Origin of the sequence: Telluribacter roseus (assembly GCF_017355915.2) — a bacterium.
Lineage (GTDB): Bacteria > Bacteroidota > Bacteroidia > Cytophagales > Spirosomataceae > Telluribacter.
Genome location: NZ_JAFEUV020000007.1, coordinates 139628 through 156898, shown reverse-complemented (window position 1 = coordinate 156898; position 17271 = coordinate 139628). Strand labels below are relative to the sequence as shown.

Here is a 17271-nt window from a genome sequence, read left to right as displayed (position 1 = left end):
GGCACTAAAACTTAGCCACCTATACTTTATACAGCCATGAAAAAACTATTGACTTTCGCATTTGCTCTTTTTACGTTAACGGCTTCTTTCGCTAGTACTGAAACGGCCACCACTCCCGAAAAGGGTTTTACTTTCAACTCTTCGGCTTATACGTCAGTTACTACGCAGCAACTACACGTAGCCGTTGAGAAACAGGAAGGCCGGAAGGTACAGATCCAGCTGCTGAATGAGCAGGGAGATGTACTGGTAGATGAAGTGGTAGGAAAAAAGAAAAACAGCTACCGGGCCCGCATTGAAGTGAATCATCTGCAGGATGGTACTTATAAACTGCTGATCACGGACGGAACTACTACCCAAAGCCGTACCATAAAGCTATCAACATCAGCACCCGTAACGGCTCCTGCCCGGGTCGTGAGCCTGCAATAGTATTTTATAGCAACGCACATAAAAACCGGGACCTATCTGATCAGATAGGTCCCGGTTAGTTTATTGACTACTATTGCCTTTTGCGGTTCATACAGCGGGCTCAGGTACCTGGTCAGCTCCCGTCTACCTATTCAGCCCCTGCTAGTATGGAGTAAGGCAACTATACTACCGGAGCAGTTTCAGGTTCGGCAGGTACCTCTTCTGAGATAAAGTAATCAGTTGCGTATACTACCAGAAAACCAACTGCCGCCAGTACTAAAGCCATACCCAGGTAAGCATCCTGATTCGTCAGTGATTCGAAATCAGCAGGTAGTACATTCTGCTGAACCAGAGGTTTTACCTCTCCGTGGCGATCAGTGTACGTTTTCAAAGTCTGCTTCCAGGGCCATACTTTATTCAACGACCCCACCATAAAGCCCGTCAGTAAAGCGACAGTGATACTGTGGTACTTCTTGAGGGCCCAGTTCAGGACATGCGAAAATGAAAGAATACCCACAACACAACCCATTCCGAATACGGCTATTACACCTATCTTCAGATCCTTTACTGCATTAAGAATAAACTCATATTTGGCCAGAAGTACCAGCAGGAAGCTACCTGAAATACCAGGCAGAATCATGGCGCAGATGGCAATAGCCCCCGACAGAAACAGGAACCAGTACGCTTCGGGGGTTTGGGTAGGAGTGGCTACCGTAACAAAGTAGGCAATAGCTGCCCCCGCGACTCCGGAAAGTAAAACAGCAGGGCTCCATCCGGTGATCTTTTTTCCAACTACTACGGCCGACGCTACAATGAGCCCGAAGAAAAATGACCAGAGCAGCACAGGGTAATTAGCCAGCAGGAACAGGATCACCCGGGATAGGGAAAGGACCGAGAATCCAATCCCGGACAAAAGCGTAAGTAAGAAGGTACCATTAACGTGTTGCCATAGCGCTTTGATTCTGAAGGCTAGTAACAGCTTCAGGGCTTCACCATTCACAGAGCGGATCGAAGCTAGTAGTTCTTCATAAATTCCCGTTATGAAGGCGATGGTACCACCGGAGACACCCGGGACCACATCGGCGGCTCCCATGCCTACTCCCTTCGAAAAAAGCAACAAGTAATCGGACGTAGTTCGTTTTTGCATTATTTAAGTAGATGGAAAATTAAAATCATACATATACTGAAATGACCTTCAACAGGTAGTGTAAGGGGGGTAACTCCTTAGGTTGTGGTAGGGGTAGTACGGTTTGCCTGCGCCATGAGGTACGCCTGCCAATACTGTCGTACGAATAGTTGTTCTTCCCGTGAGAGCCCCTCCTGTCCCCGTGCGACCCGCCGGAGAATGGAACAGAATCGTTTTCGGGCCTTATCGGAGAGTAGTACGGGTTGGTCTGCTGGTTTAGGGGTCTCGTGCGTGAATGTCTCTGGTACACTGGATCCCCCGATTTCCTGAAGGAAGGAGGTACAAATAGCTAGTTCGCTGGCCGTTAGGGGAGAGTAGGCTCCCTTTGCCTTATCCTCAGCCTCCTGAACGTTCATATTCAGGGTAGCCAATGTGCTTGTGATACTACTGGTAAGCTTCATACGCGGATTCATTAAACGTAGGTGTGGTTATAAGTTTATCCTCACTGGTTTTTTCCGGTACCTGATGAGAATACTTCCGGAAAAACTAGGCTAATGCGTGTGCTGCCAGTGAATGAAACGTCTTTTCATCAAGCCGGTAGCGATCGTTAAGGGTCAGGCTGCTTCTGGCGCTAAACAACACATAGTTTATGGCATTGTAGAGCAGCCAGTATGAGGGTTTGACGCCCAGCAACCTTTCCTCGAGGCGCAGTCTTTCGTGAGCCTGTTTGATAAGCTGGACCGGTACAGATAGATTCCGTAGTAAGGAATCGTTTCTGTTGGATAGGCCCGCTTGCTGAAGCTGCTGGTATACCGAAGCCGTAAGCGTGTTCTGTGAAGTCAGATGTTCTACCAGCAAATCATGAAGATGCTCCTGAAAACGCTCAATAGTCAGCGAATTATGGTGGAGTTTGCGAATTTCCGGGTCGGTCCGAAGCGATCGTTCCTTTGCTGGTTTCGCTTTCTGGGCAGCCTTCTTCTTCAAATCTCCCAGTCCGTACTGGAGCCAGTTCTGGTAAGAATGCAGATCCGTAAAGGTATCAGCCCAGCCCATCAGGCCATTCTGGCAAATATTACGGTACATGCTGCTACCAAGATGGGTCGAGGGTTCAAGCAGCGTCGTAAGCGTCTGCCCCTGTATACTGAAGGGAGTTCTGCCATTGTAACTATTGGTAAGGATCAGGCTCCGATGAAGCTCCTCTCCGCCAATGGGCAATGTAGCAGGTAAAATAATAGTGATATTAAACTCACCGGTTATGGTATGCTTGATCAGTAGCTGATAGTCCGGTACCAATCTATCGATTACCTCCCGGATGGCCTGATTGGGAATGATGGTGTAATCAGCACTCTGAATACCAAACATAGTCTTACGTCCCCCTGGCATTTGCCCTACTATCAGCTGTTGGCGGTCAGTAGCCATGATGTCGTAGTCAGGTAATAAATCGCTCAGCCAAAGAGGCTGCACCGGATAACATATATCGTCCCAGGAATCAGTGATAGTAGGTTCAGTACTTTTATAAGTCATCTAGCTTGCATTTGTAATTTTACAACTGTAAATTTACAACCATAAGTTTAACTCTCCAAATAGAGTCTTGATAAATCTGATCATAGGTTGAGATCAGGGAGTAACAGCTAACACCGGGTATACCAGGTAGAAGTAAAGGATCTACCTGATCTGTTACCAGAAGAATAGGGAAGGGGGGTAGTTAATCCCATACACGGGTACTTTAATGGAAACTAATCAAGTGGTTGACCTTTAGTGAATATTTGGCCACTTCCGGATACTAAACTCAAAGGGTATATGATGAAGTGGTCATTCTTCAAACAGCAGAAAATCAAGATTGTCGGATTACTCCTTCTGGTCCTGGTTATCGCCATTTATAACTCTTTGTCCATGGAACGTGCCGTTCAGGGAATGGATAAGAGCATGACTTCAGTATATGAAGACCGCTTGCAGCCCTCCGTCATTATAGTGTACCTGACGGAGCATCTGTACGCTAAAAGACTTCTACTTGAGGACTATCTGACCGGTCAGACAGCCCTATCCACTACTGCCCTGGAGAGTCAGCTGAAGGTGCACGATGTCAAAAGTCAGTTACTCATTGAGCAATTTGAAAAAACAACGCTCATAGGTTTTGAATCACAATGGCTGGCTTCGCTGAAGAACAGTCTGGCCGCCTATTCGCAACTGGAACGAGCCCTGATTGATTCAGTCAGGAATGCCCGCAGTGATGAGGCCATTCATCTGTTCCAAAAGAAAGGGGGATTACTATTCAGGCAAAGTATCCAGAATCTGCACAAACTGGCGCAACTTCAACTGGAGACGGGACAAGCGGCGGTAAAGCAGTCACATCAGGATGTGGCCAGGGCTTCGATACTTTCTACCCTGCTCATTACAATAGCCATTGTAGTAGTCATACAGATTCAGAGACTGGTGTACAATGCCCGGCTTTTAGATACAAAATCACCCTCCTTTCATCTGAATTAACATCATTATAAGGGGGTACTAGACACAGTACCCTATTGGTATAGTTTGGTTAAATTTTAATTCAACTAGTATGGAAACACAGAGAACCAGCGTAGTACTTGGAGAGGAAGATTTCCGTCTTTTAAAGCAATTCGCAGATAACAACTCCAGAGTAGCGGATCATGCCATGACATTATCCTATGAATTAAAGAGAGCTGTTGTCGTAAAAGAGCAAAATCTTCCGCCGGATAGCGTCCGGTTGAACTCTACTGTAAAAGTAAGAGACCTGGAAAGCGGGAAAGAAATGGTACTTACTATTGTCTTACCGGCCTTTGCCAATATCAATGAAAAAAAGATTTCGGTACTTACTCCCATGGGTAGCGCCCTGATCGGATTACGCAAAGGAGATCAGATAGACTGGAAAATGCCCGCCGGCATGAAAACCTTCTTCATCATGGATGTGTGGCAAAACGCTCAGTAGTTTGGTAGTCGCAGGTCTGACTCATAGGGGCTATTATGCCAAAGCATCAGGAAGCAGGCCTCCGGCTACACCAGCCAACAGGACAGGAAACACAGCTGGTCCGGTAGTAAGAAATCACAAAATTGACTATTCCTAAACCTAAATAATACCCATTGTAGCGTAAACCCTCCTAATACGTACAAGCTACCTAGTCTATGGATACCATGCAGCATGACCTGGAATACAGCCTGCGCTTTTTTGAAGGTCAGTATACAATAACCTTCAACGACGTTCCACTTGTCAATATGACGTTGTTTCAGGAGTGCATGGAGTACTTGTCGGGTAATGGCTATGTGAGCGTGGAGCGTGATCACAATGGCTTGATCTCCGCGGCTTACCTTACTAATCTGGGGCAACAGAAGTTTCAGGAGCTGGTAAAGTAGCATGAACGAGTGAAAATAGGGCACCTGGTACTCCCATTTTGTAAGGGAGTACCAGGTGCCTTTCTTTTTTGGAATAAGCTTGCTGGGTCTAATAGATAAGTATACCATCCATACTGGAATTCCGGGACAAGGGCTATTGCCGCGGCGCATTGGCACAAATAAGCCAACAGGAAGTACTCCAACTCGTACTACTATTGGTTGTTATTTAATGCCTTCATCCCTGTTGCAATCAGAAAAAACAGTTAAAACGCGGAAACAGATTACATTCCTACAAGTTTTTGTATCTGAGCTTCTATAAGATGCAATGGCGAGAAACGAAAAAGCCAACCCCGCAGATTGGGTCCCATTGATAGCTCTACACTCAATCCGGTCTATTCTATGCTCAATTGGAAACTGAAGAGTACCCTTACCCGGCTACTTGTATTTTTCTGCATCGTGTTTGTGGTTTCCTGCTCCTCTCCCAGGCATCTGCTTCGTTCGAGTGTGGAGAGTCGTTATTGCGAGCCTAGTCTGATCTATACCTACCATTCCCAGTATCTGCCGAAGGGTGAAATTGAATCAATGTTGAGTAAGGATAGCAGCTTAACCAATCGTTTCTCAAAGCATGATTTACTTGTTGCCAATGCCATCGGTGTACTGCCTTTGCTGCAGGACCTGATCCGGCTACAGCAGCAGAAAGGAAGGGATAGTCGTCTGGAGCAGGCGGTTCTACACCGCAAGATCAACAGCCGTTTACTACTGGCTTCTACTGAAATCTCCAGTATAGTCGCTGAACTCGATTGTGAGGGGGAACGGGCTTCACAGCTGGCTTTTTATCTGGACCAGCGGGATCAGCAGCGCATCAGGAATCTAACCGTGATTTCTATTGTGGCTGGTGCCGCAACCGCCGTTGTAGCTGCCTTTATGGCAAATAGTAATGTCGAAAATGCCATTAGTATCGGAGGGGGTATCGTCAGTGCCGGTCTGGGCACAGCGGCAGCATTTACCTCAAATCAGACGGTTCCTTTCGCGCACAAACGCAACCTGTTATCCGACATCTGGGGAGGATCGGAAGAGTCAACTATCTATTCACCTTTTATCTGGTATGTACTCAACGAAAAGTTTTTTAGTAACAGTGGGGAGACTTCCATTCGGCATAATATCCGGCAGCGCTGGAAGGACTACCTGCTTACTGAGGCAACCGACGAGGAACAGGTATTGTATTTCAGTGCGGGAGGAGATTACGATTCTGATGATTTACACGCGCGGTCCAATATGCTGAATGAACTGCAGGCTTCTATACTTACGATCAACCAGAACTTACGAAGTCTGATCGCTAATCTGCCTGACTAAGCCTTAGGATTCTCAGAGCCCTGCAAATTATACGATTAGGTACCCTTCCTGTACTAAGGTGGGTACCTGTGGATATTTTTCTTATGCCTGAATAAGCTTGTCGGGTGTGATGGGCAATGAGCGGATGCGTTTGCCGGTGGCATTGAACACGGCATTGGCAATGGCCGGTGCCACGCCCACCAGGGCAATTTCACCCAGCCCCTTTGAGCCCATTGGGTTGGTGTAGGGGTCTTTTTTATTGACGAACAGGACATCCACATGGGGTATGTCGGCATTGACCGGTACGTGATAGTCCGCCAGGTTATTATTGATAGGCCGGCCTAAACGGTGGTCAATCACCAGGTCTTCCATCAGGGCCATCCCAATACCGCCTACTGCTCCGCCAATCATCTGACTAGCCGCGGTTTTGGGGCTGATTATAGTACCCGCATCCGCACAGGACACCACGTAATCAATTTTGATCCGACCCGTGGCGGGATGAACCCGTAGTTTTACAAAATGCATGGAAAAAGAGTACATGGAATACGGCTGCTGCTGCCCCTTGGACTCTTTGGTAATTTCCAGGGCGGTCAGGTTGTTTTGCCGGAATAGCTCGTCATAGGCTACTTTAACGGAAGACTTTTTCTTCAGGGAGACCCTGTTACCGGCGAAGTCAATGTCTTCTACTTTTACATCGGAGACTTTGGCGGTATTAAATGCCGCACCTTCTTTGCTGGCCAGGGCAGTAATCTGCTCTTTCAAGGCTGCGCATACTTCAAATACGGCTGAACCTACCGTTGAGGTAACATTAGAACCACCCTGCATAGGGCCCGGCGGCAGGGTAGTGCTACCCATTTGTATGGTGATTTTGCCTGGGTCAATCCCCATAGCCTCAGAGGCCACGGCCGTCATCATGGTAGCCGTTCCCGGACCCATATCGTTTACCGAACACTGCAAAAGCAGCCGGCCATCCGGTTCCAGTCTGGCTTTTACCGTGGCAACCCACCGCATAGCTCCAAACGCACCCGTGCCCATCCCGTAGCCAACCAGCCAGTCGCCTTCTTTCAACATACCGGGCTGAAGCTGTCTGTTTTTCCACCCGATCTTTTCGGCTCCCATCTCATAGCACTCTTTGAGATGGTGGCTTGACCAGGGCCGGTTGTGCTCAGGATCTACATCCGCATGATTGCGCAGGCGAAATTCAATGGGAGGTAATGAGAGGGCTAATAATTAAAAAAGTACCTGCGTACAAGACATATAGATTAGCTCTTCAACAGGTTATGTGCAGTGTCCTTTTTCATTAAAATTTGAACCTGATTAGGTTATAACCAGGATTAAGCTGCTCAGTTTAATACTTCTTTATCATTTCCATAGTTTGTTGCTCTACTTCATCCTGCTTAACGGCTTTTTCAATCCTGCGGTATCCCAGCCACAAAATGATCAGTCCACTAATGGAGCAAATAGCCATTATGGCTGCCATCGGTAGGGCCGTTTCGTTAAAGAACACGCCTACCAAAGCAGAAGCCAGAGCTCCAAAAGTCATCTGCAAAGCACCCATCAAAGCGGACGCACTGCCTGCTCCTTTGGTGAAGGGAGCCATGGCAAGGGCTGCAGCGTTTGGGAATGTAAAGCCCTGACAACTCAGAAACAGCAATATCAATATGATAATACCGTACAAGCCTATCAGATTTGTTGCAATCCCCAGGATCAGCAGAAGACCAATGAGCGATTGTGAAAACAGCACAACTTTGAGTATCTGTACACTATTGTATCTTCTTAAGATACGGTTATTCAACTGGCTGCATCCAATGAGGCCCGCGGCTATGAGCGCGAAAATCATCCCGTATTGTTGTTCACTTACTCCATACAACTCCATAAATATAAAAGGAGAACCAGCCAGGTAGGCAAACAAACCCGCCGAGGCAATAGCACCGGCAAGGGCATAGGTTGCAAACTGAGATTCCTTAAAAACCTGAGCGTAGCCCTGCAGGACAGCTGCGGGTTTTAAAGAGTAAGAATGATCGGAGGCTTTGGTTTCAGGAAGCCATTTGACTACCGACAAAAGAATAAGGGTAGTAACGATAGCTAGTATAATAAAAACAGTCTCCCATCCAAAATCGGCTACCACATAACTTCCCACCGTTGGTGCCAGGATAGGAGAAACGCCCAGGATAAGAATGAGGAGAGAAAATACCTTTGCATTTTCTTTCACAGGAAACACATCCCGTACAATGGCGTTGGGTGCTACCATTCCTACACAGCCACCTAGGGCCTGAAGAAAACGAAACATGATCAGACTTTCCACTGATTTTGATAAGGAGCAGGCCACAGAAGCCAGGATGTACAAAACCAGTCCGATGAGCAGGGGCCTTTTTCTTCCAAAACGATCGAGCAGCGGTCCGCAAAGCAATTGTCCTACACAAATTCCTATAAAGAAACTGGAAAGTGAATAGCCTACTTTATCAACGGTTGTATTTAGACTTGCGGCAATGGTTGGAAAACCAGGCAGGTACATATCTATAGAAAATGGACCAATGGCTGAGAGCAACCCAAGAATAACTATTAAAAGAGTACGTTTTTTGTTTTCCACCATCTATGTATTTTATCAATGAATACTATTCGCCAATCATTACAAGTTCCCGCATACTACAAAAGTTCGTGCCTATAAGGAAAACAGATGTTTTCCTTATAGGCACGATATACTGGGTTTACCCTTTTTACTTGCTATTTTATTTTTTCAAAGATGCCATTTCAATGACAAAGCGGTACTTGACATCACCTTTCAGGAGGCGCTCATACGCTTCGTTGATCTGCTGGATGTTGATTATTTCGATGTCAGCAGGAATGTTGTGCTCGGCACAAAAATCCAGCATCTCCTGAGTTTCCGCAATGCCACCAATCATGGATCCGGCGAAGCTCTTGCGGCCGGGAATAAGGCTGAAGGCAGCAACGGGAAGCGGATGCTCAGGCGCTCCAACGAGGGCTAACGAACCATCTACGCGAAGCAGTGCCAGGTAAGCATTAATATCATGCTCTGCCGAAACGCAATCCAGGATAAAGTGGAGTTTACCATGGTAGGCAGCCATTTGTTCAGCGTTTTTAGATAGTACCACTTCATCAGCGCCTAATCTTTGAGCTTCTGCAAATTTCGATTCCGAGGTGGTAAACGCTACTACATGGGCGCCCATGGCTTTTGCTAACTTAAGGCCCATATGCCCCAGACCGCCTATTCCTACGATACCCACTTTTTTACCTGGACCCACATTCCAGTGACGCAGTGGTGAATAAGTCGTGATCCCAGCGCAAAGCAGAGGTGCCGCAGCGGCGGGATCCAGATTATCCGGGATACGCAGTACATAGTTCTCATCCACCACAATGCTTTCTGAATACCCCCCGAAAGTTGGATTACCGGGAAGGTGCTGGTCAGGTGAATTATAGGTACCGGTCATGCCGGGTTCACAATACTGCTCGAGCCCTTCACTACAATACTGACATTCTCTGCAGGAATCAACCATGCAGCCTACACCAACCATATCGCCTACTTTGAATTTGCTGACATGACCGCCCACACTAACAACCTTACCCACAATCTCGTGACCGGGAACACAGGGGTATAGCGAAGGTCCCCATTCGCTCCTGACGGTATGCAGGTCGGAGTGGCAAACGCCGCAGTACAGAATTTCTATTTCCACATCGTGCGGTGTAGGTATCCTGCGGTTGATACTCATTTGATTTAAAGGTGCTTCTGCCGCTTCTGTTCCGAATGCTTTTATTTCTTTAACTTCCATTCGTGTAATTTTCAAATTGTGTATCTAAAGAATAATAACTACGGGTTCTTACCCCGTTTCATATAGCATGAATAGGTATACTACATGCTAGCAGGCCAGTTGTTTTAGGGTACCGGCTCTAAGTTTCCAAATTTGCCCTTTAACGAGTACTATCCACGGTACTGCTCGTCGCTGACCTTTTCCAACCAGTCAACTGGCTTCCCATTAAGACTTTCCTGAATGGCTATGTGCGTCATGGCGGTCGTGGCGGTGGCACCGTGCCAGTGTTTCTCTCCGGGCGAAAACCAAATTACATCTCCGGGACGGATTTCTTCAATGGGTCCCCCTTCGCGCTGCGCCCATCCACAACCGGACGTAACGATCAGGGTCTGGCCGAGCGGATGGGTGTGCCAGGCCGTACGCGCTCCGGGTTCGAACGTAACCTGGGCACCACCAGCGCGTGCCGGCTCAATGGCCTGAAACAGGTAATCGATCCGCACGGTACCGGTAAACCAGTCTTCGGGTCCTTTCTGAGAAGGCTGTGAGCCTATTCTTGTGATTTCCATAGCTGTTTATTTTATTTTGGCAGACGTCTTCATTCCCCAATTCAATCTCAATTAACTCTTGTAGAAAACGCTGTTTAAGAATGATTGCATTTGAGCCGCATAAGGTACTCCGTACTGGGCAAATGTTGCTCTTGTGGCCGCATCTGGTTTCCAGTCAAAAAAGGCGTGTCCGGCGCCTTCCACCTGAATATATTGAACAGGCTGTCCGGCTTCCTTTAACACATCTACATAGCGCTGTACCATGGCATGGTTTACGATGGGGTCATTAGTACCACGCACCATGAAGTGCGGAAGGCTCCGGTCACCTACCTGGGGTACATGCTTTGTGGGAGAAAAGGCGTCCCAATACCCGGGGTCGGTTTGTTCCAGTAATGCTTTAAAGTCGGATGCCTCCGAAGCACCGTAACTAGGCGCCACGGCTTTAATAGCATTGGTAATTTCTTTCTTTACCTGATCAACTGATTTTCCTTTGGGCAGGTAGGTGGGCATATACTGATACACTCCATTGCTTGCCCCGAAACCACCACTGCCAATAAGTGGACTAAGGGTGGCTGCTGCTTCTGCCAAATGGCCGCCGGCGCTGTCGCCCGTCACCGCAATTCGGGTTGGGTCCCCGCCATACTGCGCCGCATGTTCCTGGATATGGGCTATAGCCCCAAAAACATCTTCAATCAATTGGTGCATGTAGGCTGGGGGTCTCCGTCCAGTTTGTTCATCCACCGGTAATCAATACTGAATACCACATATTTGCCATCTTTAACCAACTCCCGGGCCAGGCCCCGCATGATATCTTCGTTGTTTGAAGACCAGCCTCCCCCATGAATGATGACAACTATAGGCAGGTTTTTGGCGTTTTTCGGAGAGTAAACATCGTACTTCAGAGGCTTGATTCCTGGCTTGGCATACACAACATCCTGGGTTACTTTTATATCTTTCACCAGCGAACGCGGCACAAAAGTGGCTCCAATCTTCTTATCCTTGGTAACCGTAATTTTCATTGTGGGCGAAAAGCTTTCGTAGCTTGTCGTTCCCCACATGCCTCCCTTTACCGTGTAGTATACGGCATCCAGACTGTAAGCAGATGCGGGTTTGGCTTGTACGGTTAAGATGGTACCCGCCGGTACTTTACCGTCTTCCGGAATTTTGGGGGTGATTGTATAAGAACCGTTTTCGGCCGGAACAAGCGTTACAGTATAGGTTTCTGCTGGCTTCACTTTTGATAAAGATAATGCCGAGGTTGCATTACTAGTAGAAACTAGTAATAGGATGGCAGAGGCTAGTATTGGTAGTAGTAGCTTCCAGGTTGATTTATGCATAGGGCTAAATTTTTAAATAGGTGGAATGTATTCCTGATAATTTTATTCTTTAACTCTAAGGCCTTCTCTATGCTTTTTATTCCAATTCAAACGTGACGGTTACATTTCCAGAACCCAAAGCCGCCGCAAGCCCAGCAGGATCAGTAATGCGGCCAAGCCTGGTATAGCTGTACGGGGTTGGAAAGCTTTTATAGAAGAGTACCAGCGTTTTAGAACCGTACAACATCAGATCGCCGATCTGAATGGTCCCGGGATTAGATGCGTTGGTCGGCAGACTGGTGGAAAAATCAAAATATTTCTCATTCCCGTTTAGCTCATTCATCGCCAGGGTCAGAGGCAACAGCGTTTTAAAAGCGGTAGCGGCAGCATTGTCATCAAGTGTGGCCAGAAAAGTATGGGTTCCGATTTTTATTCTCATTTTACTTCCAGTGAGATTAGGAGTGTTGCTATTATCCTCTTTTCCCGCGTCAGAGCTTCCGGATACCGTGGCGACCTGGTCACAAGAGGCAAAACTTGTAGTAAAGAATAGGAGCGAGAAAATAAGGGTAAGGGAATAGTTCATAGCGGTTGCGTTTTTATAGCAGGTACTTGAAATTGGGTTGCCGATTTCTGGTACCTGCTATTGGTTGGATCAATTTGATTTTTACTTTTCCCCCATAGGGTAGACTTTAACACAGCACTTTAATCTGCTTTGTTGTATTCTTCATCTGTTACCGGGTGCAGCCATTTTACAATTCCTTTTTCTGTATTGGGCAGGATGTAGATTTGCTGCATTCCCCTATCAGGGCTGGCTCCGTGCCAATGCATGACATTGGGCGGACACTTTATAACATCGCCTTTGCGGATCGTTTGCCGGGGCTGTCCCTGTATCTGGTGGTAGCCTACGCCATCCGTGATGAGCAGCATCTGCCCGGCCGGGTGAATATGCCAGTTGCTTCGGGCGCCCGGCTCGAAGTAGACGTTGCCGACGAGGGTATTGTAAACGGTATCATCCGCTACCAGACCGTAGGCCCAGGCCCTGCCGGTGAAGTTCTGGGCGGGTCCTAATTCACCTTTGGGGAAGATGGCATTGGTTTCGGCAGCAGTGGATTGCTGAGGTACCAGAGTCTTACAGCCTATGCTGAACAAGGTTACCAAAGCAAAAACCGCTATTAAGGAATTTTTCATACGTCGCGTCGGTGTTTAAGGGACTAGTTAATGGGTCCGAGCAATAGGGTCGGACAGTTCATGATCATTCTATCGTTTTGATGAATCGGGCGGGTACACCACCTACCACGGTATTGGCCGGAACATCCTTAGCTACCACGGCTCCTGCCGCTACGATGGCGTTCTCGCCAATGGTCACGCCGGGGAGGATGGTAGCTCCGGCACCAATCCAGGCATTCCGCTTCACGACGATTGGTTTTAAAATAAGTGCTTTTCGAGTAGTGGGATCTACCGGATGATTTTCGGTGATGAGGTTTACCTTGGGGCCTATTAGTACATCGTCTTCAATGGTAATACCTCCCATATCCAGAAAGGAGCAGGCATGATTGATAAACACATTGTTGCCGATCCGGATAAACCGGCCAAAATTGGTGTAGAAAGGGGGAAATACAGTGGTACTCTGATCCAGTTGGGTACCTATGATGTCACTTAGCCGTTCGCGTACCTGGTCCACGTCGGTGGCCGTATTAAGTTCGGCAGATAATCGGATGGTACGGGATACAATCTCCAGCACCTTTGGATACTGCGGGTCATCTAACCGCAATAATTCTCCGGCTCTCATCCTATCAAATATATCCTGATTCGCTTGATTCATACCTTTGGTGTGTTTTCGGGAAGCGCTGGCTGCCCTAAGATTTTAAAAACACAAAGATACTCTACCCATTACCCCGACGGGTAATGAGAATCAAACCAATCATTAAGGATTTCAAACCTCCTGTCCTCGCAGGGACTTGGGAGTTGTGCCGGTCAGACGCTTGAAGTAGTTGTTGAAATAGGAGGGATACTCAAAGCCTAGCGCATAGGCTATGTCGGCTATATTCCAGTCCGTATGCTGAAGCAAAGCCTTGGCTTCGCTGATGATGCGTTCTGAAATATGCGTAGTGGTGGGCTTGCCGGTCACTTCCTTCACGGCGCGGTTCAGGTAGTTGACATGCACATGCAGATGATCAGCATAGTCCTGGGCCGTCTTAAGTTGCAGCGGCCGGTCGGACCCTTCAATCGGGAACTGTCTTTCCAGAAGCTCCAGGAACACGGAAGTAAGGCGGGAGGCGGCGTTCTTATGCTGGTCATAGTTCTGCGAAGGCTCCAGTTTGAGCGCTTCGTGAATGATCAGATGGATGTAGTTGCGTATAAGGTCGTCTTTATAAGCATAATCCGTCTGCTGCTCATCAATCATTTTCTGGAAGATGGTATTCAAGAACTCCCGCTGCTGCTCGCTTATCTTTAGGATGGGAGTACCGCCAATCTTGAATAGAGGGGACTGCTGCAGACTTTCGGAACGCTCAGATACTTTTAGGAAATCTTCTGAAAAAAGGCAGGTATAGCCTACATAGGTAGTGGACAGAGTCTCCCAGGAATAGGGGATATGGGGATTGCCAAAGAATAAAATAGTACCCTCGGCTTCAAAACTTCGGTCCGCATAGTGAATGATGCTCTTACCGGTAGTCAGACAAATTTTATAAAAGTCCTTTCTACTGTAGATGCGGGTGGCCTGACCGTCACTTTCAATCTGAAAGACATTGAATCCTTTCAATTTCAGTTCGGTGTTGAATTCTGAAACGGGTCGCACTATCTTGTTTTCCATTAAGCAAAGTTAAGAAAATCAAATAGCAGTTGTGGGATGTAACGGGACTACTTTGCTAAAAAAAGCTCTGCTATACAGAAAGGGTGCCAAACCTGGAGTATTACAGTTAATTCGCTGATCATGAATGTTCTAGATTCGAAAAAAAAACCGTTAACGAGTGGCAACTATTAGCCGTATTACCCGTAATTCAGTTTCAAAAAGTTTGGAAAACCAGATTTGTCTATTCACATTTGCCAACGATCGTGTAGTACAACAACTCATTGGTAAGCATACGAAGCGCACAACAGCACATACATACTATGTCCCTAAACAATGTCCAACATCCTGCTTTAGATACTAGTTTGTACCGCCTGCCGTCGGCGTCAAATAGTTGTTGTATTTAATTTTTCGGCCTACCAACGCCCCTTTTTTCCCTGTTTAACAAATCAAGACACTCCCATGTATGTACCCAATATCGCAAGCAGGCTTTTTCTTGTATTAGGGAACTCTATAAATTATGTAGATTAAGTATAGTAAATAAACCTTCTGTCCTTCACCAACCAATCAAGTACAGCCTATGCTACCTTTTCTTGTTGACCGTATAGACTACTTACACTCTCCGCTGACCGTTAGACTTACCGGATGGATCGCTCGTTGGCAGCTGACAGTTAAGACGACCTGGCAGTATATAGATCATATTCTCCTAAGATCGAGCCTTTACTTGGTCAGAGAAACGTGTAATAGGTATGAAAAAATGAAAGTTGACTTTCTTGTTTAACTTTTGACGGATAACGTAGATCCCCAACATGATTGAGACGAAGGATGAAAAGTTGCTATGGGAAGCCTTTCAATCAGGTGATGAAGAGGCCTATACTCAGATATACCGTCTGCATGTGAAAGTCATGTACAGGTATGGAATGAGTTTAGTTTCGGTGTCAGAAGCATTTGTTTTTGATTGTATCCATGATGTTTTTACAGAGCTCTGGATTAAGCGTGAGAGGCTTTCAGTACCTGATAATATGCGCTTTTACTTACTCAAGTCGCTTAAGGTTAGGATTCTTCACCTTCTGAAACGGAAGGAACAGGTATATGTATCTCTGGCTGATGAAGATTTTGATACGCTCTGGGAAGAGTCTTCGGATGGTATATTCAACCAGAACGATGAGTTTTACAACCGACAGGACCTAATCAAAAAACTAATCGCTCAACTTCCCCCGCGACAGCAGGAAGCAATTCGTCTTCGCTATGTAGAAAACATGGATTATGGTGAAATCGCCTCATTGCTATCGGTTAACCGTCAGTCAGCCCAAAACTTGGTATTTAGGGCGGTTGAGCGGCTCCGGAGCTGGATAGCCATCTAAATTTAATATTTTTTCTTCTTTTCTTTCAGATAAGTGAGTATGATAGCCCGGAATTGGTCATCTATGTGAAAAGGCAGACCTATATCCGTGAAAAAGGATTATACACGATTTACCGTAGCTGATTTCGTTACCGATGATGCTTTTTTACAGCATCACTTGCATCCCACCGTATCATCTCAATCCTTTTGGGAGAACTGGCTGGCTTGTAATCCTAATAGGGCGGAAGAATGGAATCAAGCTAAAAGGTTAATAGAAGCGGTACAACTGGGATTGGATGATTATACCCGCACCTTTCTTTCTGAAGAGGCAGAAGAACAGCTTTTAAACCGGATTCTCTCCACCAATGCCCAGTATAACCAACGTACTTCCCGATCCTGGCGTATAAAAAGCTCATCTCTGGCGCAGGTCATAGCTGTGGCTGCCTGTATCCTTGTTATGATCAGTATCGGGCTGAGGTACTTTTACGGGAATAATGACAGGGAGTCTATTTATACGAAGCATAAAACGTTACTCTTTGACTCTGTCATTGAGACGGCTAATACCACGTCCCGGATTGACTCCGTCACACTACCTGATGGATCAACGATACTTTTATACCCTGGTAGCCGCATTAGCTACTCAGTTAAATTCGGAAAGGTTGATCGAACGGTAAACATCTCAGGGAGAACCGTACTGGATGTAGTCAAAAATCCGAATATGCCTTTCATTGTCTATGCCAATGAGCTGGTTACCAAAGTGCTGGGTACCCGCTTTGAAGTGGAGGCTTACGAAGATTCCAGGGACGTGATCGTAAAGGTGCATAGTGGACAGGTAAGTGTATTCAAGAACAGTACCCTTACCAAGCGGCCCGCATCAGGGACTGAACAAACGGGTGTTGTTCTAAGGCCGAACCAGCAGGTCAAGTTTTCCCGGCAGAGCGAAGAGTTTAACAAAAAGCTGGTGGATGCTCCCCTTCCTATTTTTTCAGAGGAGGCTCAGGAGCCCAGCTTTACCTATGAAGAAGCCCCGGTGATTTCTGTATTTGAAGATCTTGAGAAGGTATATGGGGTTGACCTCATCTATACGAAGAGCCAGTTAGAAACCTGCCAGCTAACCGCCTCCCTTTCCAACGAAACCTTCAGAGAGAAGCTTACCATTATATGCAAATCGATAGGTGCTACCTATGAGGTCATTGATGCCTACATCATTATCCACTCCACTGGTTGTAAATCCCTGTAACCCTATACCATATTTTTCCCATTTAACCCATACAGCTTCATGAAGACATAATTACCACTTCC

At 46.7% G+C, this 17271-nt stretch carries 20 protein-coding genes; 7 read left to right on the top strand and 13 right to left on the bottom strand.

Features of this window, described 5'->3' with window-relative positions; translation table 11 throughout:
- Positions 1–36 precede the first annotated feature (36 nt).
- Positions 37–426, top strand: a complete 390-nt coding sequence (locus JTN23_RS14775) for a T9SS type A sorting domain-containing protein (protein WP_247235624.1) — start codon at positions 37–39, stop codon at positions 424–426.
- 160 nt (positions 427–586) lie between these two features.
- Here JTN23_RS14775 and JTN23_RS14770 read toward each other — a convergent pair whose 3' ends face one another.
- The 3 genes from JTN23_RS14770 to JTN23_RS14760 form a co-directional block, all read right to left on the bottom strand.
- The gene (locus JTN23_RS14770; protein ID WP_247235623.1) at positions 587–1552 is read right to left on the bottom strand and encodes a polyprenyl-phosphate transporter; all 966 of its coding nucleotides are present in this window, start codon (positions 1550–1552) and stop codon (positions 587–589) included.
- A gap of 77 nt (positions 1553–1629) precedes the next feature.
- On the bottom strand, positions 1630–2004 hold the full coding sequence (locus JTN23_RS14765; protein ID WP_247235622.1) for a hypothetical protein: 375 nt from the start codon (positions 2002–2004) through the stop codon (positions 1630–1632).
- Positions 2005–2077: 73 nt separating this feature from the next.
- Positions 2078–3055, bottom strand: coding sequence for a hypothetical protein (locus tag JTN23_RS14760; RefSeq protein ID WP_247235621.1), 978 nt, complete (start codon positions 3053–3055; stop codon positions 2078–2080).
- 276 nt (positions 3056–3331) lie between these two features.
- Between JTN23_RS14760 and JTN23_RS14755 the strand changes: the two genes are divergently transcribed.
- From JTN23_RS14755 to JTN23_RS14740, 4 genes are all read left to right on the top strand, one after another.
- Positions 3332–4018: an MCP four helix bundle domain-containing protein gene (locus JTN23_RS14755; protein WP_247235620.1), complete on the top strand. Its 687-nt coding sequence runs from the start codon at positions 3332–3334 to the stop codon at positions 4016–4018.
- Positions 4019–4088: 70 nt separating this feature from the next.
- Entirely contained in the window at positions 4089–4478 is a 390-nt protein-coding gene (gene rnk / locus JTN23_RS14750; protein ID WP_247235619.1) for a nucleoside diphosphate kinase regulator, read from the top strand.
- Between the two features lie 194 nt (positions 4479–4672).
- Positions 4673–4900 carry a hypothetical protein gene (locus JTN23_RS14745; protein WP_247235618.1) on the top strand — a complete coding sequence of 76 codons (228 nt, stop codon included), beginning with the start codon at positions 4673–4675 and terminating at the stop codon, positions 4898–4900.
- A 378-nt stretch (positions 4901–5278) separates the two neighbouring features.
- Positions 5279–6232: a hypothetical protein gene (locus tag JTN23_RS14740; RefSeq protein WP_247235617.1), complete on the top strand. Its 954-nt coding sequence runs from the start codon at positions 5279–5281 to the stop codon at positions 6230–6232.
- An 81-nt stretch (positions 6233–6313) separates the two neighbouring features.
- Here the strand turns inward: JTN23_RS14740 and JTN23_RS14735 are convergent, their stop codons facing one another.
- From JTN23_RS14735 to JTN23_RS14695, 10 genes are all read right to left on the bottom strand, one after another.
- A complete protein-coding gene (locus JTN23_RS14735) occupies positions 6314–7330 on the bottom strand; it encodes a xanthine dehydrogenase family protein molybdopterin-binding subunit (RefSeq protein ID WP_310586723.1) in 1017 nt (338 codons plus the stop codon).
- Positions 7331–7559: 229 nt separating this feature from the next.
- A complete protein-coding gene (locus JTN23_RS14730; RefSeq protein WP_247235616.1) occupies positions 7560–8804 on the bottom strand; it encodes a multidrug effflux MFS transporter in 1245 nt (414 codons plus the stop codon).
- A 136-nt stretch (positions 8805–8940) separates the two neighbouring features.
- Positions 8941–9999 (bottom strand): NAD(P)-dependent alcohol dehydrogenase, encoded by a 1059-nt coding sequence (locus JTN23_RS14725; RefSeq protein WP_310586722.1) that lies wholly within the window; start codon positions 9997–9999, stop codon positions 8941–8943.
- Positions 10000–10148: 149 nt separating this feature from the next.
- Positions 10149–10544 (bottom strand): (R)-mandelonitrile lyase, encoded by a 396-nt coding sequence (locus JTN23_RS14720; protein WP_247235615.1) that lies wholly within the window; start codon positions 10542–10544, stop codon positions 10149–10151.
- Between the two features lie 51 nt (positions 10545–10595).
- Complete coding sequence (locus JTN23_RS14715) at positions 10596–11228, bottom strand: alpha/beta hydrolase (RefSeq protein ID WP_262918537.1); 633 nt, start codon at positions 11226–11228, stop codon at positions 10596–10598.
- Complete coding sequence (locus JTN23_RS25925; protein WP_310586721.1) at positions 11216–11758, bottom strand: alpha/beta hydrolase; 543 nt, start codon at positions 11756–11758, stop codon at positions 11216–11218. Before JTN23_RS25925 ends, JTN23_RS14715 begins: the two co-directional genes overlap by 13 nt.
- 178 nt (positions 11759–11936) lie before the next feature.
- Positions 11937–12422 carry a cyclophilin-like fold protein gene (locus JTN23_RS14710; protein WP_247235614.1) on the bottom strand — a complete coding sequence of 162 codons (486 nt, stop codon included), beginning with the start codon at positions 12420–12422 and terminating at the stop codon, positions 11937–11939.
- A gap of 119 nt (positions 12423–12541) precedes the next feature.
- Positions 12542–13027: a cupin domain-containing protein gene (locus JTN23_RS14705; protein ID WP_247235613.1), complete on the bottom strand. Its 486-nt coding sequence runs from the start codon at positions 13025–13027 to the stop codon at positions 12542–12544.
- 64 nt (positions 13028–13091) lie between these two features.
- The gene (locus JTN23_RS14700) at positions 13092–13661 is read right to left on the bottom strand and encodes a DapH/DapD/GlmU-related protein (RefSeq protein WP_247235612.1); all 570 of its coding nucleotides are present in this window, start codon (positions 13659–13661) and stop codon (positions 13092–13094) included.
- A 111-nt stretch (positions 13662–13772) separates the two neighbouring features.
- Positions 13773–14651 carry a helix-turn-helix domain-containing protein gene (locus JTN23_RS14695; RefSeq protein ID WP_247235611.1) on the bottom strand — a complete coding sequence of 293 codons (879 nt, stop codon included), beginning with the start codon at positions 14649–14651 and terminating at the stop codon, positions 13773–13775.
- Positions 14652–15436: 785 nt separating this feature from the next.
- Between JTN23_RS14695 and JTN23_RS14690 the strand changes: the two genes are divergently transcribed.
- Together JTN23_RS14690 and JTN23_RS14685 are read left to right on the top strand one after the other, a co-directional pair.
- Positions 15437–15991: an RNA polymerase sigma factor gene (locus tag JTN23_RS14690; RefSeq protein ID WP_262918536.1), complete on the top strand. Its 555-nt coding sequence runs from the start codon at positions 15437–15439 to the stop codon at positions 15989–15991.
- Positions 15992–16078: 87 nt separating this feature from the next.
- Positions 16079–17209 (top strand): FecR family protein, encoded by a 1131-nt coding sequence (locus tag JTN23_RS14685; RefSeq protein ID WP_247235610.1) that lies wholly within the window; start codon positions 16079–16081, stop codon positions 17207–17209.
- The last annotated feature ends 62 nt before the right edge of the window (positions 17210–17271 follow it).

What these genes read in the sequence shown, in the direction of transcription:
- JTN23_RS14765 (WP_247235622.1), bottom strand. Translation starts at nt 2,004, where the DNA reads ATGAATCCGCGTATGAAGCTTACCAGTAGTATCACAAGCACATTGGCT.
- JTN23_RS14740 (WP_247235617.1), top strand. Translation starts at nt 5,279, where the DNA reads ATGCTCAATTGGAAACTGAAGAGTACCCTTACCCGGCTACTTGTATTT.
- JTN23_RS14755 (WP_247235620.1), top strand. Translation starts at nt 3,332, where the DNA reads ATGATGAAGTGGTCATTCTTCAAACAGCAGAAAATCAAGATTGTCGGA.
- JTN23_RS14745 (WP_247235618.1), top strand. Translation starts at nt 4,673, where the DNA reads ATGGATACCATGCAGCATGACCTGGAATACAGCCTGCGCTTTTTTGAA.
- JTN23_RS14710 (WP_247235614.1), bottom strand. Translation starts at nt 12,422, where the DNA reads ATGAACTATTCCCTTACCCTTATTTTCTCGCTCCTATTCTTTACTACA.
- JTN23_RS14735 (WP_310586723.1), bottom strand. Translation starts at nt 7,330, where the DNA reads ATGGGAGCCGAAAAGATCGGGTGGAAAAACAGACAGCTTCAGCCCGGT.
- JTN23_RS14760 (WP_247235621.1), bottom strand. Translation starts at nt 3,055, where the DNA reads ATGACTTATAAAAGTACTGAACCTACTATCACTGATTCCTGGGACGAT.
- JTN23_RS14720 (WP_247235615.1), bottom strand. Translation starts at nt 10,544, where the DNA reads ATGGAAATCACAAGAATAGGCTCACAGCCTTCTCAGAAAGGACCCGAA.
- JTN23_RS14725 (WP_310586722.1), bottom strand. Translation starts at nt 9,999, where the DNA reads ATGGAAGTTAAAGAAATAAAAGCATTCGGAACAGAAGCGGCAGAAGCA.
- rnk (WP_247235619.1), top strand. Translation starts at nt 4,089, where the DNA reads ATGGAAACACAGAGAACCAGCGTAGTACTTGGAGAGGAAGATTTCCGT.
- JTN23_RS14770 (WP_247235623.1), bottom strand. Translation starts at nt 1,552, where the DNA reads ATGCAAAAACGAACTACGTCCGATTACTTGTTGCTTTTTTCGAAGGGA.
- JTN23_RS14700 (WP_247235612.1), bottom strand. Translation starts at nt 13,661, where the DNA reads ATGAATCAAGCGAATCAGGATATATTTGATAGGATGAGAGCCGGAGAA.
- JTN23_RS14775 (WP_247235624.1), top strand. Translation starts at nt 37, where the DNA reads ATGAAAAAACTATTGACTTTCGCATTTGCTCTTTTTACGTTAACGGCT.
- JTN23_RS14690 (WP_262918536.1), top strand. Translation starts at nt 15,437, where the DNA reads ATGATTGAGACGAAGGATGAAAAGTTGCTATGGGAAGCCTTTCAATCA.
- JTN23_RS14705 (WP_247235613.1), bottom strand. Translation starts at nt 13,027, where the DNA reads ATGAAAAATTCCTTAATAGCGGTTTTTGCTTTGGTAACCTTGTTCAGC.
- JTN23_RS14695 (WP_247235611.1), bottom strand. Translation starts at nt 14,651, where the DNA reads ATGGAAAACAAGATAGTGCGACCCGTTTCAGAATTCAACACCGAACTG.
- JTN23_RS14715 (WP_262918537.1), bottom strand. Translation starts at nt 11,228, where the DNA reads ATGCACCAATTGATTGAAGATGTTTTTGGGGCTATAGCCCATATCCAG.
- JTN23_RS14730 (WP_247235616.1), bottom strand. Translation starts at nt 8,804, where the DNA reads ATGGTGGAAAACAAAAAACGTACTCTTTTAATAGTTATTCTTGGGTTG.